We start from the raw sequence: 14,415 nt of genomic DNA on the forward strand, positions 1-14,415 counted from the left end.
AATTCACGCCCGGACTCCATCCGTTTCAGCAGTTTGTTCAACTAGCAGGATAACCAACCCACCTGCGCCATCTCCCCAGCCTTCAATGAAATTTGCGACAGAACCCACACTTGGATATATGTAGAACTCCGGTTACGCTGAATGAAAATTCAGAGGTACAGCGTGCGGCGTTTCATCCTTCAGATCGCAGCGATCCTGATTTTCGCCGGGGAGCTTCATGCCGAGAAACAGGATTATCTTGAGCTTGCCCGGCGTGGCTGGGGGTACGAGCTTCGCGCCACGATGCTGGGTCGCGACTTGGCCATTCCGGTCCACATCAATGGACGGGACCTTGCCGGAGCCTCGCTGTGCCTAGTTGGGGAACGGCCGCATCCGCTGACGCTGGCGGTTCTGAACACCTTTCGGGACCTTTTGAAGCACAGCTATGGCCATCCCACGCCAATGCGGTATGCGGGACGGTCCGCCAGCGATTGCGGCACCGGGCGGAGCGTGGTTCTGCGCCTTTACTCGGGATATCCGCCGGAACGGGAACTGTCTTCGGACCTGGATTGGCTGAGCGAAACCCATCAGCTTGGCCTGCCTGCCGGGCGCAGATATCTGGTGACATCTCCGGCGATGGCGCAAACCTTCTTTGGCCATCGCGGACAAGGGACACATCTTGTGGTCAAGCAACCGGCGCATGGCCGGCCCGACCTGTTGGAGGCTGCGTTCCACAAATCGATCCTGCTGGAAGAGCTTTTCCAGTCTTACACGTTCGGCATGGACATTCTGCTTAGCGACAGGACAGCCGGGTTTTTGTCGAAGCTGCAAGAAACGCCGGTGAACCTGCACCGGTTTCCATGGAACTCGCACGCTTTCATGCGGGCGCTGCTGAATTCCAACCCCGGCGGACTATGTGCCTTTGACGTGTTCATGCTGCACGCGGTAGCTCAGTCGCCGGTGGATCAGACCATTGATCCGGGGTTCATCGACTATATCGATGACGAATATGATCGCCTTTGGGCCCAAACCGATGAAACGCTGACGGACCCGCAGTTTGCGTCTCTGTTCGACGATGGCTGCACCCGCGCGGTTCAGGTTTCAAGGTAATACCATCGGGTGTATTTTGCGAGGCAGGGGACTCCGGTTAGCCTGTATTTGGGTCCCGTACCGTCGGAACCCAGGGGAGGTCATATGGACACAAGGCCTGAAAACCCGCCGCGCGCGATTGCGGAGGTGTCGGGGTATCTGTCGCAAGGGCTTGTCGGGCACGAGCATCTGGTCGAAAGCCTGCTGATCGCGCTGCTCGAAGGGGGGCACCTGCTGGTCGAGGGCGCACCCGGTCTGGCCAAGACCCGCGCGGTCAAATGGTTGGCGAACGCTGTCGAAGGCAGCTTTGCCCGCATACAATGCACACCCGACCTGATGCCATCCGACGTGACCGGGACACCGGTCTATCAGCCGCAGGAAGGCCGGTTCGAATTTGTTCCCGGGCCGGTTTTTCACACTCTGGTTCTGGTTGATGAGATCAACCGGGCCCCGCCCAAGGTCCAGTCCGCTTTGCTGGAATCGATGGCGGAACATCAGGTGACCGTCGGGAATGAGACCCACGCTTTGCCCGATCCGTTTCTGGTTATAGCCACCCAGAACCCGATCGAACATGACGGGACCTTTCCCTTGCCCGAGGCGCAGTTGGACAGGTTCCTGTTGCATGTGGTTCTGTTGCTGCCGGATATAGAGACCGAGCGGCAGATACTCGATCTGGTGATCTCCGAAACACAGGACGGCCCACCCGACGTGCAGCGCATGACGCTTTCGGAATTGCGGGCTGCGCGGGCCGAGGCGCGCGCGGTGCATGTGGCCCCGGAATTGCGCGACTACATCGTGCGCCTTGTATCTGCGACGCGCCAAGGGGAACTGGCCGAACACATAGAACATGCGGTCTCGCCGCGCGGGTCGCTGGCGCTGGCGTCGGCCGCACGGGCGCGCGCCTATCTGCGCGGCCGTGACTTTGCCTTGCCCGAGGACGTGGCCGCCGTGGCCCCAGACGCGCTGGCTCATCGGATGGTTCTGACCTGGCGCGCGGTTGCGGATGGTCGCAAGCCGCGCGGATTGGTTGCGGATATTCTGAACACGGTCGAACCGTTGTGACCGCCGTTCTGTCCCTTGCCGGTGTGACTTTGACCTCGGACGCGTTGATTTCATTGAGGCGCGTGGCTTTGACGTCCCAGGCCGATCCGCCTGTGGTTGCCTTGCCCGGCGGGTTCCTGACACGAAAGCGCGGGCCGGGCGTTGAGGTGGCCGATGCGCGGGAATATGTGGCCGGTGACGATATCCGTCATCTGGACCGGGGGACAACCGCACGCACCGGGCGGCTGCATGTGCGTCAGTTTCAGGAAGAACGCGACCGGGTCTCGCTGCTGGTGGCCGATTTTCGTGCGCCGATGTTCTGGGGGTTGCAGCGGGCTTTTCTGTCCGTTGCAGCCGCCGAGGCGCTGGTTCTGATCGGCTGGCACCTGATTGAAAGCGGCGGGCGTGTTGGTCTGTTGGCACTTACGACCGGGGTGCCGATCGTCATTCCGCCACGCGGCAGAACCCGCGGCATGCTGGATGTGATCGGCGGCCTGGTGCAGGCCCATGGGCGCAGCCTTGCATCACTGCAAAACGGTCGGGATGACGCGCGATCACTGGAACAGGCGCTGGAAGGTGTGGAACGCCTGACCCGATCCGGGTCAGAGGTCATTGTCGCCTCGGGCTTTGATACGCCGGATGCCGCTTTGGCGGATCGGCTGGACCGGATCGCCCATCGGCGCAGCCTGCGGCTTATCCTGATCACCGAAAGCAAGGCCCATGACATGCCACGCGGCTGGTATCCCATGCGGTTGCCCGACGGGCGGCAGAAACGCGTCTATCTGACCGGAGCCGAAACCGACGGTGAGCTGTTGTATCAGAACATCGAGACTCATCAGGCGCTTGTTCTGAACGCAAGTGATCCGGTGGAAGACACCGGTCAACGCATTGCGCTTGCGTTATCGGAAAGGTTTGCCGCATGAGCGAAACGGCGATGTCCGACACCACAATGCTGGCCAGCCTGCGGGACATACGTTTACCGGCAGAAGCCGCAGGTGGCGTTTGGGCGGACTATGCGGTGGTCATCGGCCTGTCGGCACTTATTGCCATCTGCGTCGTAATTGTGTTGCGGGTGTTAAGCACCCGGCGGCCCGCGACCCGGGTGGGCCACGAGGTTGAAGACGTCACAGGCTGGCCGGAAGACCGGCTCAGGGTGGCGCTGCTGCACCAGCTTCGCGAGCAGAACCCGCAACGGTACTCGGAACTCTCAAAAGGTCTCTATCGCCCGGACGGCGAACCAAGTCTTGCGACTTTGAAGGATGAGGTGGCGCATAGTGTTTGAGCTTGCCGATCCCTGGGTGTTGCTTCTTCTGCCTGCCCCGTTGCTGATCGCGCGTCTTCTCAACGCGCGGCCCATGCTGGATCGCGGCTTCCCGGTTCCCGAACGTATCGGCGCGATGCTTGACGCCGCAAGCGCTGGCGGTGATCCCGGCAGGCGCAGGTTCGTAGATCAGGCATTATTATGGGCCATCTGGATCCTGCTAGTTTTTGGGCTGTCCGGCCCGCGTGAACTGACGCCGGTGAGCGCGCTGAAAGTCTCGGGCCGTGATCTTGCGATTGTTCTGGATCTGTCCGGATCAATGGTGCGAGACGATTTTTATCTGGACGACCGCCAGATCACACGGCTTGAGGCGGTCACGACCGTAGGTGCAGATTTCGCCAGACGCCGGGCAGGGGACCGGGTCGCGCTGATTGTCTTTGGGTCCGAGGCCTATTTCGCCACCCCGTTCACCTTCGATACCGAAGCTGTGGCCAACCGGATCGAAGAAGCCAGCATCGGCATTTCGGGCCGTGCAACGAACATCTCGGACGGTCTTGGACTGGCGTTGAAAAGGCTGGCAGACAGTCGGGCGGCATCCCGGGTCGTCATTCTGCTGTCGGACGGGGTAAACAATGCCGGCGCCACCAATCCGCGCGGTGTCGCGGAATTGGCCGCCGGGATGGGGGTGCGTGTCCATACCATCGCCTTAGGGCCGAAAGACCTGGACAGCGCTGCGGTCGGTGAGCGCGGTGTGGTCGACGCGGCAACCCTGCGGGCCATTGCGCAGGTGTCGGGCGGTGAAAGCTTCCGCGTCAAAACCACCGATGATCTGATTGAGGTCACACAGGCGCTGGATCGACTGGAAGCCAACGACAGCGCGGGTCTGACTGCCGAGGTCTATCGCGACTACTGGACCTGGCCCGCCGCGCTGGCCGCAGCCCTGGCGCTTTTGGCAGCGTGGAGGCATTCGGGATGATGGAAACGGATTTCAGCCTCCTCAGACCCTATTGGATGCTGGCTGTTCCGGTTGTCGCAGGTCTGGCCTGGTGGGTTCTGTCAAGCGCCCGTGGATTTGGTACGTGGGACAAGGTCGCTGACGCCGCATTGATGCAGGCGATGGCGGCAATTGGCCGGATCGAAGGGGCGTCCTTGCCTCTGACGCGGATTGCGCAGCTTTCGGTCGCCGGGCTCTGCGTGATTGCCCTGACCGGTCCGGCGATCGAACGGCGTGGCGCCGAGACCTATCGAAACCTGGACGGGGTTTTGTTTCTGGTCGATGCGTCGGCAAGTGTGTCCGACAGCGAGCGCTGGCCGCAAATGCTGACCATGGGGCGATTCGGTGTCAGTGCGTTGGGGTCACGGCCCGGCGGGATCATCGTTTTTGCGGGCGACGCCTATGTCGCGACCGACATGACAACCGATCATCGGCAATTGGGCCAGACCTTTTCTCTGATTGATGCCGATACCGTGCCGGACAAAGGCTCGCGCCCCGAGCGCGCGCTGGCATTGGCCGCGCAGCGGATGGATGAGGCCGGTATTCTGGGCGGTGACGTGGTTCTGTTCGCCGATGGCGAAGGTCTGGGGGTGGCTTCGCTGCAGGCTGCCGCCGCGCTAGCGGATCGAGGTGTCAGAGTGTCCCTGGTTTCGCTGGACGAACCCTCCGCGCAGATCCAGACCCATGCCAGCGTCGGCAGTGGCGCGGTTTTCACATTGGATCAGACCGATGATCTGGGGGGGTGGTTGTCCGAAGACGCCGCGACGCGGCTGGAGAAGTCGGATTTCCCGGTGCTCTTCTGGCACGATCTGGGGCGATATCTGCTGTTCCTCGCGCTGTGCCCGATGCTGCTGCTGTTTCGGAGGGAACGGGCATGAAGTGGCTCGCGGTCTTCAGCGCGGCCCTGATTGCCATTGCGATTGCACTGGGGGGCGCGGCCCCGTTTGGCCGGGTCGCCCTGGCGCTTGGGATGAATACGGTTGCCGCCCATCTGTTTGAAGACCCGGATTGGCAGGGTGTGGCCCTATACCGAGCGGGCGAATTCGATGAAGCGGCGCTGGCATTTGAGGATGCAGGGTCGTTGTATAACCTCGGGAATGCTCAGGTTCATGGCGGTCGCATCGCCGCCGCGCTAGAGGCTTATGATCAGGCGATTGTGACGGGTGACGCGGACGCGCACGCCAATTTCGATGTTGTCGCCGCCTTTTACGCAGGTCTGCAGATCGATCCCGAAGCGCTTGGTCTGTCCCCCGAGCGAAAAACCGGGCCTCAGGCGGACAGCTTTATAGCGCGCGGTAATGCGCGTGCGGCGGGCACGGGCAGCGAGGTCACCAATTCCAACACGATGCTCGGGCTGGCGGAACTGGACAGTCGCGGGCGTCTTGGGGTGCGTCGTATTTTTGACGACAAATTCATGGTGGCGGATGAACGATGGCTCAACCAGTTGTCCGACGTGCCGGGGGAATTCATGGCCGCCCGGATCGCGCAGGAACACAAACGCCGGGTAAAACTGGGGCTTTCACCGCCGGAACCGGAGGACGCGCAATGAAGTGGTTGGTTCTTGCATGGCTGTTTTTTCCTCTGCAGGCATTGGCGCAATCGAAAACCGTTTTGCCGTCGGAACTGTCGATTGAGGTGACGGTCGAGGACAGCAGCGTCGTGCCGTTCACACGCGAGATGATCCTGATCACCATTCGGGGCGTGTATCGGCGTCATATTACGCGGGAAAAGCTGATACAGCCGGATTTCGATGGTTTCAGCTGGGCGCAGCTTGGGCCGGATCACTGGACCGAGGAACGGATCAACGGGCGGAACTTCAAGGTTTTCACCCGGCGCATGGCGGTCTACCCGGTCAGGTCCGGTGAACTGACCATTGGTCGGTTCACCCATAGCTTGACGCTGACGGATGAAAGTGACGACTGGTTCGAACATAACATCCAGTCCGAACCGCTGACCATCGAGGTCGCCGAGGCCCCGGCCTCGGCGGACTGGTGGTTTCCCGTGCGTGACCTGCAAATCTGGGACCAGTGGTCGAACGCACCGGATCAGCTGTCGCCGGGTGAGGGCGTTCTGCGTGTTATCCGGATTGAGGCGCTGGGGGCGACGCCCGAGATGGTTCCCCCGATGCCCGATCTGCGCTCACCTTCCGCCATGATCTTTGCCCATCCGGAAAAACGGTTGGTGGAACTGACACCGGAAGGTCCGGTGACCTATGCTTTCTGGCGCTGGACCATTCGGCCCGGCAATGACACGTCGGGCATCGTGGAACCCCTGCAACTCAGCTACTTTGACACCGTCGCGCGCGAGGCGCGCGAGGTTACAATCTCGGCGCAGCGGGTGGCCTATGGGGCCATCGCAAACAGTGAAATCGCCGAGGCATCCCCACCTGTTCCCTCCGCCGCCCGGTTACCAGGCTGGCCGGCATTTGTTCTGGCTGTAATCGTGTTCGCGGCCGCTGTGTGGATGGGCATGTCGGGTCGCAAGCTGACCGGTTTGAAGGCGTTGCAGCGCTTTGCGGCCTTTGATCCTCTGGCGCGGGATCTCAGGGCGTGCGCCAGAAACGGAAGCGCCCGCGGTGTGCGTCAGGCCGCGGCTTCAATCCTGCGGCGCGATGGGCCATCACCGGCGCGCGTTGCGCAGTTGCAGGACTTTGACCGATGCTGTTTCGATCCAAAATCTCCGGCGCCCGATTTGCAGCGGTTTGCCGGGACGTTCCTGCGCAATTGACCCTTCATGAACGGCAAGGTTCTGTTTATTGGCGCATTTTTTCCGGTTTCATCCTGAAACAGTTGAACTGACGCGGAATTGCTGTACCTTTCCCAGCGGAGGAAAAACAATGCATACGGTGGGGTACTCCAAAGCGGTGGACCAGGTGTCCAACGTTTTGATTGTGGATGATCATCCGCTTTTTAGCGATGCGCTGGCTGCAGCATTGCAACTGAGTTTCGACGACTGCTGTATCAAAAAAGCAAGCACGCTGAAACAGACGTTCGAAGTGCTCGGCGGTGGCTTCAAAGCTGACCTGATCATGTTCGACCTGAAGCTGCCGGATGTGACCGGTATTTCGGGGTTCCAGCAGTTGCGCGACCGGTGGCCCTCGGTCCCGGTTCTGGTGATCTCGGCGCTTGCGTCGGGTGAACTTGTCCGGTCTTTGCTCGACTATGGAGCCATGGGGTTTCTGCCCAAGGACACCTCGGCGCAGACGCTGAAATTCGCCATTCAGGAAGTTGTCGCAGGGCGCAGGTACATACCGGCAGAGTACAGCCATGCGGAAGAGCCGAAATCGCCTGAAAACACGGTGTATCAGTCAAGCCCCGAGCTTTCGACACTGACACCGCAACAGGTGCGTATTCTCAAGCTTATCTGCGTGGGAAAGTCGAACAAGCAGATCGCATATGAACTGTCTTTGGCAGAAGCCACCGTCAAAGCGCATATCACCGCTTTGCTGCGCCGTCTGGGGGTTCGCAACCGAACGCAGGCCGCTGTTCTGGTCGACTCTGTCATGGCCCGGCAAACACGACATGAGCCGGAGGTCAAATCCTTTCTGCAACACTGAGGATCGCAAATGCGGGACCTGAAGCTAGGACCAAACTTCATCGCGATTGGCAGGTCGCTTGCCTCGGACCCGCATGCCGCCGTCGAAGAGGCATGTGCGGATATCGACAGCCAGAAATCCTGCTTTGTGCTGGCATTCATTCCAAACAGGCTGGACCCGGCCGAGGTATCGCGCGGTCTGAACCGAAAACTGTCCGGCGTGCCGGTTTTTGGGTGCACCACCGCCGGGCAGATCACCGAGCTTGGATATGAATCTGATGCCCTGCTTCTGCTGTCCTTTCCAAAATCGAACTTCCGCTGCTCGTCCATCCTGTTCGAAGAACTCAGACCATTAAACTCCACGGAAATCGCCGCAGTTGCGCAACGCCAGGCCGAGCGTTTCCGGCACACTGCAGGCTGGAACAGGCTGGCGCTGGTGTTTTCAGACGGGCTGTCGAAACAAGAGGACCTGCTGGTCTCGACGCTTGAGGCCGTTCTGGATGGCCTGCCGATTTTTGGCGGATCAGCGGGTGACGGTCTGCAATATGAAGAAACGTTTATTCTACACAGCGGCAGGTCCTACAGCAATGCCGCTGTCTTGCTGCTGATTGAAACCAACCTGAGATTCCAGGGCATTGGGTTTGATCACTTCCTGCCCATCGGATCCGAGATCATCATAACCGATGCCGACCCGGACGAGCGCATGGTCTATGAGATAAACGGCGCGCCTGCGGCGCAGGAATATGCCCGGCTGGTCGGGTGTGCGGCCTCGGATCTGTCACCGCTGGTTTTTGCCGAAAACCCGCTCTTGCTGCGGCAGGACCTGAACTACTATGTCCGCGCCATACGCGAGGCTACGGATACGCAGGCCCTGTCATTTCTGGCGGCCATTGACGATGGCCTTATCATGACGCTGGGACGCGGCAAAGAAATCATCAAGACGCTGGAAGCCGGGTTGGACATTCGCGACAACGCGGGAAACGCTCCGGATTTCATTCTTGGGTTCGATTGCGTCCTGCGCAAGCTGGAAATCGAGCAAAAACAACTGGGCAAACAGGTCTCGGACGTTTTGCAAACCCGTCGGGTGGTTGGGTTCAACACCTATGGCGAGCAACAGTCCGGCGTACATATGAACCAGACCTTCGTGGGTGTGGCCTTTTTCAAACCCGAGAAACGTGAACTGAGCTGACCATGTTGAACCCCGACGATCCGCTGGAACTTCAGGTCGTCAAACAGGCGAAAATCATCAATGCGCTGATGCGCCGCGCCAATCGCCAAAAGGATGTGGGCCCATCCGCGTTTCGCGCCTTTCAGTCCGCAATCGAGCTTCAGCAACGTGTGGTCGAGCAAAGCCGGGATCTGGAACGCGCAACCACCGAACTGGAAAGCGCCCGGTACGAGCGCGAGCAGACGCGAAAAACGCTGGTCAAAGCCCTGTCTTCGATGGAGGAAGGGTTTGCCCTGTTCACCGACGGTGAGTTGAACCTGTGTAACGAGCTGTTTCAGGCCGTGTTTCTGGATGTGTCTGAACTTGTCAGGCCGGGACTTCGCCTAAGGCGGTTCTTCTCACTGGTGAAGGACAGCGGGCAGTTTGTTTCCTCGGACCGGGGCGTGTCGAACATGATGGATACGCTGGAACGCAATTCGCATTCCGGGATGGTATCGAGTGAGGTGATCGAACTGCGCGGCGACCGCTGGTACAAGCTGAGTGCGCAATATACCTCACCCGAGAATGTGGTCATTCTGCTGACCGACATCACGTCGGTTGTGCGCCGAAATCGCGACGAAAAAGAAACCCTCATCGACCGGCAGGAGGACTATCTTCAGGCGGTTTTTCAGAACATGAGTTCGGGCGTGTGCACATTTTCGGCCAATGGCGACATCATGATGCACAACGCGCGGTTTCGGGACCTTCTGAATGTGCCCAGATCATTGCTGCAGGGCAATGTGCCGGTGCAGACACTTTTGGATTTGTTGCGCGCGCGCGGGCTGATCAGAGCCGATGATCAACTGAAGATCGCAAAGTGGCAGCTTGAGCTGAACAGCCGGGGCTGGCTGCGCAAACGCGTGCGCGACGGAGCGGACCGGGTTCTGGACATTCAGGCCAACAAGTTGCCGGATGGTGGGTTTCTGGTTGAACTCAAGGACGTGACGCTTGAGGCGCGCGTGACAGAAACGCTAGAAAACCGCGTCATGGAACGCACCGCCGAACTGACCCGCGCCAACGAAAAACTGACCCGCGAATATGAAGAAAAGGCCAACGTAGAAGAGGCGCTGCGGATCGCCAAAGAACGCGCCGAGGCTGCGGTGTCGTCCAAGACCCGTTTTCTGGCGGCCGCCAGTCATGACCTTCTGCAGCCGATCAATGCCGCCAAGCTGATGATTTCGACCCTGTCCGAAATTTCGCGCAATACCGAGCTTTACGAGATGGTCGAGCGTCTGGATGGTGCCTTTGGATCAGCCGAGCAACTGCTGCACTCGCTGCTCGATATCTCGCGGCTTGAAACGGCCGATTCGGACACGGTGTCGCCAACCAACGTCAGTCTCGCGTCGGTCATTGCCGGTATTCAGGGCGATCAGTCGCTGGTGGCCGAGAACAAGAACATCCGGCTGGACGTGGTGACTTGTTCGGGCTTTGTGTATTCCGACCCGGTCTATCTGTTGCGGTCGATCCAGAATCTGGTCGTAAATGCCATTCAGTACACCAAACCTGGCGGCAGGGTTTTGGTGGGGTGCCGCAACCGCGGTGACAAAATCGTGCTGCAGGTGTGGGACACCGGGATAGGCATCGCGCGAAAGGATCAGGCGCGCGTGTTCGAGGAATTCGCCCGGGCGGACAACGTGCCTTTGGGCTCGGGCATGGGTCTGGGTCTGTCCGTGGTCGACCGGGCCTGCCGCCTGTTGGGGCACAAATTATCCCTGCGGTCCAAGCCGGGCGTCGGTTCGGTGTTCAGCATCGAAATGGACCGGGTCGAGGCGGAGCGCGGTGCAAGCGAGCCCCTTGATTTGCTGCCAAACTCCGGGGACGTGCCGCTGGATTACATCGCGCTTGTCATCGAGAATGATCGCGATGTTCTTTTTGGCACAACCCAGTGGCTGGAACAGAATGGTGCCAGCGTCCTGCCCGCCGGATCTCCGCAAGAGGCCATTCAGTTTGTCACCGATATCGGGATGCCGCCCGACATCATACTGGCGGATTATCAGCTTGATGACGGCGAAACCGGCGTGGACGCGATCCGTCAGATCCGCGAAATGAGCCAAACGCGCGTTCCCGCCATTCTGATCACCGCAGATCGCAGCGAAGCCGTGCGCAAAGCCGGTCTGCGGCATGAGATCTCGGTGATGACGAAACCGGTGAAACTGTCGCGATTGCGGCCATTGATTATATGGAAAATCCAGCGCAGCGCGGTGACCCAGGCGCTGTACACCGACAAAAGTCGGCAATGACACGACCGCTGAAGGCCATACTCTCAACTGTGGGAGGAGATTGACTCATGAGGATGATTTTATTCGGGCTGGCGATGGTCGGCCTAAGTTTCAATCCGGCCCATGCGGCACCGGTTGAGGCGGAGCAGGCCTATGATCTTCTGTTTCAGGGGGGTGTTCTGGATGCGATCGGCCGGGACAAGGAGCTTGTTTACCAGCGCACTGTGACAAACCGGCTGAAACCCGAAGCCGCCGAGCGCAATACTGGGGACATCGCGCTTAGTTTCACCGAGGACGGAACAGAGATGGCACAGCTAGAGTTCCGTCAGGACGAAAAGCACCGTGCGATGGGGGTCTTTCCGGCCAGTGTCGGCAACCCGATGATCATGGTGTTCTATGAAAGCACCATCCGAGATATGGCGGAATCCGCCGGTGGCAGCCCGTTCTACATTCGCAACCGGGTCAAGGACGCATTGGTGCAACCGGCCGAAATGGTTGAAGGCGAGGCCGTTGTCGACGGCAAAACCGTGCCCGTGCAGACCATTCGAATGCGCCCCTTTGCACAGGACCCGAACAGGGATCGGATGCAGGGGTTTGGGGATCTGGTTCTCAGCGTCACTGTTTCCGAGCAGGTGCCCGGGTGGTATCTGCGACTTGTCGCCGAGACCGAACCCGCAGACGGCGGCAACGCGGTTTACCGGTCGGAAATGCAGTTCGAAGGGGTACAGGAGGGGCGGCAATGACCACAACGGTACAGCTCGCAATTTTCGCCGCTGCGCTATGCGCGGCGACCCCATCCGTATCCGTGGCGCAAAGCGTTGCAGAGCGGTTGAATGACTATCCCACCGCTGCACGGGCCGATTACGTGTTCGCCTGTATGGTCACAAATGGTCAGTCCCGCGAAATGCTGGACCGGTGTTCGTGCTCGATTGATCTGATTGCGTCGATTCTGCCCTATGAAAGATATGAGCAGGCCGAAACGGTCCTGTCGATGCGCCGGGTTGGCGGCGAGCGCATGGCGTTTTTCAAAAGCGCGGTCATGGCAGAAACAATGGTGGCCGACCTGCGCAGGGCACAGGCCGAAGCTGAAGTGGTCTGTTTCTGAACCCGAACAGCCCGCTGATTAACTTGACGTTGATTTCGGCAGGTCGGCTTGAAAACTGTTGCCTTCGGTATCCGTTGCCTTGACCGTCAGCGTGGTTGTTCCGTTGTCGTTATACGCAAAGCGGAAGGCCGGGTTTTCCGAAATGGAAATGCCGCCTTCCATGGTGAACAGCAACTCGTCGCCCTGCCAGACCTCAAGATGATCGATGAAATGCGCCGGGATAAACAATTGGGTGATCTGATCGCGTTGCAGACCGGAATAGTTCGGGTGCCGGATCATGATCTGGGCTTCGCGGCGCGGGGTCGAGATTTGTGCCTGCTCCCCAAAGCTGCGCAGCTTCATCTTGCCCATCGACGCCAACGCCACCTCGGGGTCGCGGCTGGCTGGCGCGGAACATCCACCAGACGCTTTTACAAAGCGGCCCGCCATATGCAGCCCCTCTTGCGTCTCGGCAATCACACGGATGTTCGAGTACTGGTCAACGCGCACCCGCATTTCGAAATCCAGTTCCCCCATGGCCGGTGAAAAGGTGAAAACGCCGGCAATCGGGGCCGGGTTTTCGTCAATCACGACGGTCGCGGATTTGATTTGCGTGTTTGGATCGAGTTGCTTCAACAGGATCGGAACCGTCGCCGCATCATGGGCGCGGTAGGGCGCGTCCACGGACAGAAACGTTTCGGCGCTACCGAGCTGGGCATCACCGACAACATCGTAGCGCAAATCCTGCCAGGTCTCGCTTTCGACCAGCGGATTCTTGGCGGATTGGTCTGCCCAAACAGGCAGCGACAGTGCAAGTGAAAGGACCATTGAGGGTCCGACGAATCTGGCCATGTTGTCTCCTCCGGCAACCGGTGCCGCAAAATATGCCATAAAACCCCAATAAAATATACGCCGACAAAAGGCTGTGTGGCTTCCACGGCGCGTTATGCCAAAGTTCCGGGCGGAGGATTGCGATGTTTGAAGCCGTTTTCATGTTGTGTCTGGAAGCGTCAGACGGGCTGTGCCGAAATCAGCTTTTGCCGGGATACGAGGCCTCAAGTCAGGAGGCGTGCGAGCAGATGCTGGCCGCGGACCCTCCGTTTGACGATCCCGAACAGACTTCGGGCGCCTATTGCCAACCTGTTGGCATTTCGCTGGAATTTGACGAGATCGCGCCCGGTCTGTTTGTCCATCGCGGCCGGATCGAAGAACCGAACGCCGACAATCGTGGCGACGTGTCCAATATCGGGTTCGTCATCGGTGAGGACAGTGTCGCAGTAGTGGACACCGGAACCGCCCCCTGGATGGGAGAGGCCATCTGGCGCGCCATTCGGCAGCGAACGGACAAACCCGTCAGTCACGTAATTTTGACCCATATGCACCCGGATCACGTTCTTGGAACCGCTCCCCTGGCGCGATCCGGTGCGCAAGTGGTGGCCCATTCGGGGCTGGAAAGGGCGCTGCTGGACAGACAAGCCAACTATGTCGAAAGCCTGAGTGCCTTGATCGGCCCCATGGAATACCTCGGCGCCGATCCAGTAACGGTCGATGTGCCGACCACCGGGAACGGCGAGATTGATCTGGGGAACCGCAGGTTGGCCCTGCGCGCTTGGCCGTCTGCGCATACCAGCAACGATCTGACGGTGTTGGATCAGGAATCGGGCATTCTGTTCACCGGTGATCTGGTTTTCCACATGCACACGCCAGCGCTGGATGGGCGGCTGGTCGGTTGGCGGCGTGTGTTGAATGAGATGTCAGATATGGATGTCACTCGGATCGTGCCGGGGCATGGTGGTCCGGTTCTGGCATGGCCCGAGGGCGGGCAAGATATGCAACGGTATCTGGACGTGCTGGAAACCGACTCGCGGGCGGCAATTGACAGCGGCCAGCGGCTTGGCGACGCGGTGGAAACCATCGCGCAGGGCGAGGCCGGAAAATGGGAGTTGTTCGAGGCCTATAACCCCCGCAACGCAACCGTCGCCTTTACCGAGCTTGAATGGGAATAAG

Annotated in this window: 15 protein-coding genes; 14 read left to right on the forward strand and 1 reads right to left on the reverse strand. The window is 59.8% G+C overall.

What is annotated here, in order from left to right; translation table 11 throughout:
• Positions 1–141 precede the first annotated feature (141 nt).
• The 13 genes from ACR0EZ_RS22615 to ACR0EZ_RS22675 all read left to right on the forward strand — a co-directional run bounded on the left by ACR0EZ_RS22615 (position 142) and on the right by ACR0EZ_RS22675 (position 12,429).
• Positions 142–1,089, forward strand: a complete 948-nt coding sequence (locus ACR0EZ_RS22615; protein ID WP_480617060.1) for a hypothetical protein — start codon at positions 142–144, stop codon at positions 1,087–1,089.
• An 84-nt stretch (positions 1,090–1,173) separates the two neighbouring features.
• Positions 1,174–2,130, forward strand: a complete 957-nt coding sequence (locus ACR0EZ_RS22620; RefSeq protein ID WP_480617061.1) for an AAA family ATPase — start codon at positions 1,174–1,176, stop codon at positions 2,128–2,130.
• Positions 2,127–3,032 (forward strand): DUF58 domain-containing protein, encoded by a 906-nt coding sequence (locus ACR0EZ_RS22625; RefSeq protein ID WP_480617062.1) that lies wholly within the window; start codon positions 2,127–2,129, stop codon positions 3,030–3,032. The genes ACR0EZ_RS22620 and ACR0EZ_RS22625 overlap by 4 nt, the downstream gene beginning before the upstream one ends.
• Entirely contained in the window at positions 3,029–3,391 is a 363-nt protein-coding gene (locus ACR0EZ_RS22630) for a hypothetical protein (RefSeq protein ID WP_480617063.1), read from the forward strand. The genes ACR0EZ_RS22625 and ACR0EZ_RS22630 overlap by 4 nt, the downstream gene beginning before the upstream one ends.
• Positions 3,384–4,346 carry a VWA domain-containing protein gene (locus ACR0EZ_RS22635; RefSeq protein WP_480617064.1) on the forward strand — a complete coding sequence of 321 codons (963 nt, stop codon included), beginning with the start codon at positions 3,384–3,386 and terminating at the stop codon, positions 4,344–4,346. Before ACR0EZ_RS22630 ends, ACR0EZ_RS22635 begins: the two co-directional genes overlap by 8 nt.
• Positions 4,346–5,242: a VWA domain-containing protein gene (locus ACR0EZ_RS22640; protein WP_480617065.1), complete on the forward strand. Its 897-nt coding sequence runs from the start codon at positions 4,346–4,348 to the stop codon at positions 5,240–5,242. Before ACR0EZ_RS22635 ends, ACR0EZ_RS22640 begins: the two co-directional genes overlap by 1 nt.
• Entirely contained in the window at positions 5,239–5,913 is a 675-nt protein-coding gene (locus tag ACR0EZ_RS22645; RefSeq protein ID WP_480617066.1) for a hypothetical protein, read from the forward strand. Before ACR0EZ_RS22640 ends, ACR0EZ_RS22645 begins: the two co-directional genes overlap by 4 nt.
• On the forward strand, positions 5,910–7,091 hold the full coding sequence (locus ACR0EZ_RS22650; protein ID WP_480617067.1) for a hypothetical protein: 1,182 nt from the start codon (positions 5,910–5,912) through the stop codon (positions 7,089–7,091). The genes ACR0EZ_RS22645 and ACR0EZ_RS22650 overlap by 4 nt, the downstream gene beginning before the upstream one ends.
• Before the next feature lie 109 nt (positions 7,092–7,200).
• Positions 7,201–7,920 (forward strand): response regulator, encoded by a 720-nt coding sequence (locus ACR0EZ_RS22655; protein ID WP_480617068.1) that lies wholly within the window; start codon positions 7,201–7,203, stop codon positions 7,918–7,920.
• Between the two features lie 9 nt (positions 7,921–7,929).
• Positions 7,930–9,087 carry an FIST N-terminal domain-containing protein gene (locus ACR0EZ_RS22660; RefSeq protein WP_480617069.1) on the forward strand — a complete coding sequence of 386 codons (1,158 nt, stop codon included), beginning with the start codon at positions 7,930–7,932 and terminating at the stop codon, positions 9,085–9,087.
• A gap of 2 nt (positions 9,088–9,089) precedes the next feature.
• The gene (locus tag ACR0EZ_RS22665) at positions 9,090–11,345 is read left to right on the forward strand and encodes a hybrid sensor histidine kinase/response regulator (RefSeq protein WP_480617070.1); all 2,256 of its coding nucleotides are present in this window, start codon (positions 9,090–9,092) and stop codon (positions 11,343–11,345) included.
• Between the two features lie 47 nt (positions 11,346–11,392).
• Entirely contained in the window at positions 11,393–12,067 is a 675-nt protein-coding gene (locus tag ACR0EZ_RS22670) for a hypothetical protein (RefSeq protein WP_480617071.1), read from the forward strand.
• The gene (locus tag ACR0EZ_RS22675; RefSeq protein ID WP_480617072.1) at positions 12,064–12,429 is read left to right on the forward strand and encodes a hypothetical protein; all 366 of its coding nucleotides are present in this window, start codon (positions 12,064–12,066) and stop codon (positions 12,427–12,429) included. Before ACR0EZ_RS22670 ends, ACR0EZ_RS22675 begins: the two co-directional genes overlap by 4 nt.
• Before the next feature lie 18 nt (positions 12,430–12,447).
• Here ACR0EZ_RS22675 and ACR0EZ_RS22680 read toward each other — a convergent pair whose 3' ends face one another.
• The gene (locus ACR0EZ_RS22680; RefSeq protein ID WP_480617073.1) at positions 12,448–13,260 is read right to left on the reverse strand and encodes a quinoprotein dehydrogenase-associated SoxYZ-like carrier; all 813 of its coding nucleotides are present in this window, start codon (positions 13,258–13,260) and stop codon (positions 12,448–12,450) included.
• A 122-nt stretch (positions 13,261–13,382) separates the two neighbouring features.
• On the opposite strand from ACR0EZ_RS22680, the gene ACR0EZ_RS22685 reads away from it, so the two are divergent.
• The gene (locus ACR0EZ_RS22685) at positions 13,383–14,414 is read left to right on the forward strand and encodes a quinoprotein relay system zinc metallohydrolase 2 (RefSeq protein WP_480617074.1); all 1,032 of its coding nucleotides are present in this window, start codon (positions 13,383–13,385) and stop codon (positions 14,412–14,414) included.
• Position 14,415: the final 1 nt, after the last annotated feature.

Source organism: Ruegeria sp. AK4, from assembly GCF_056541025.1.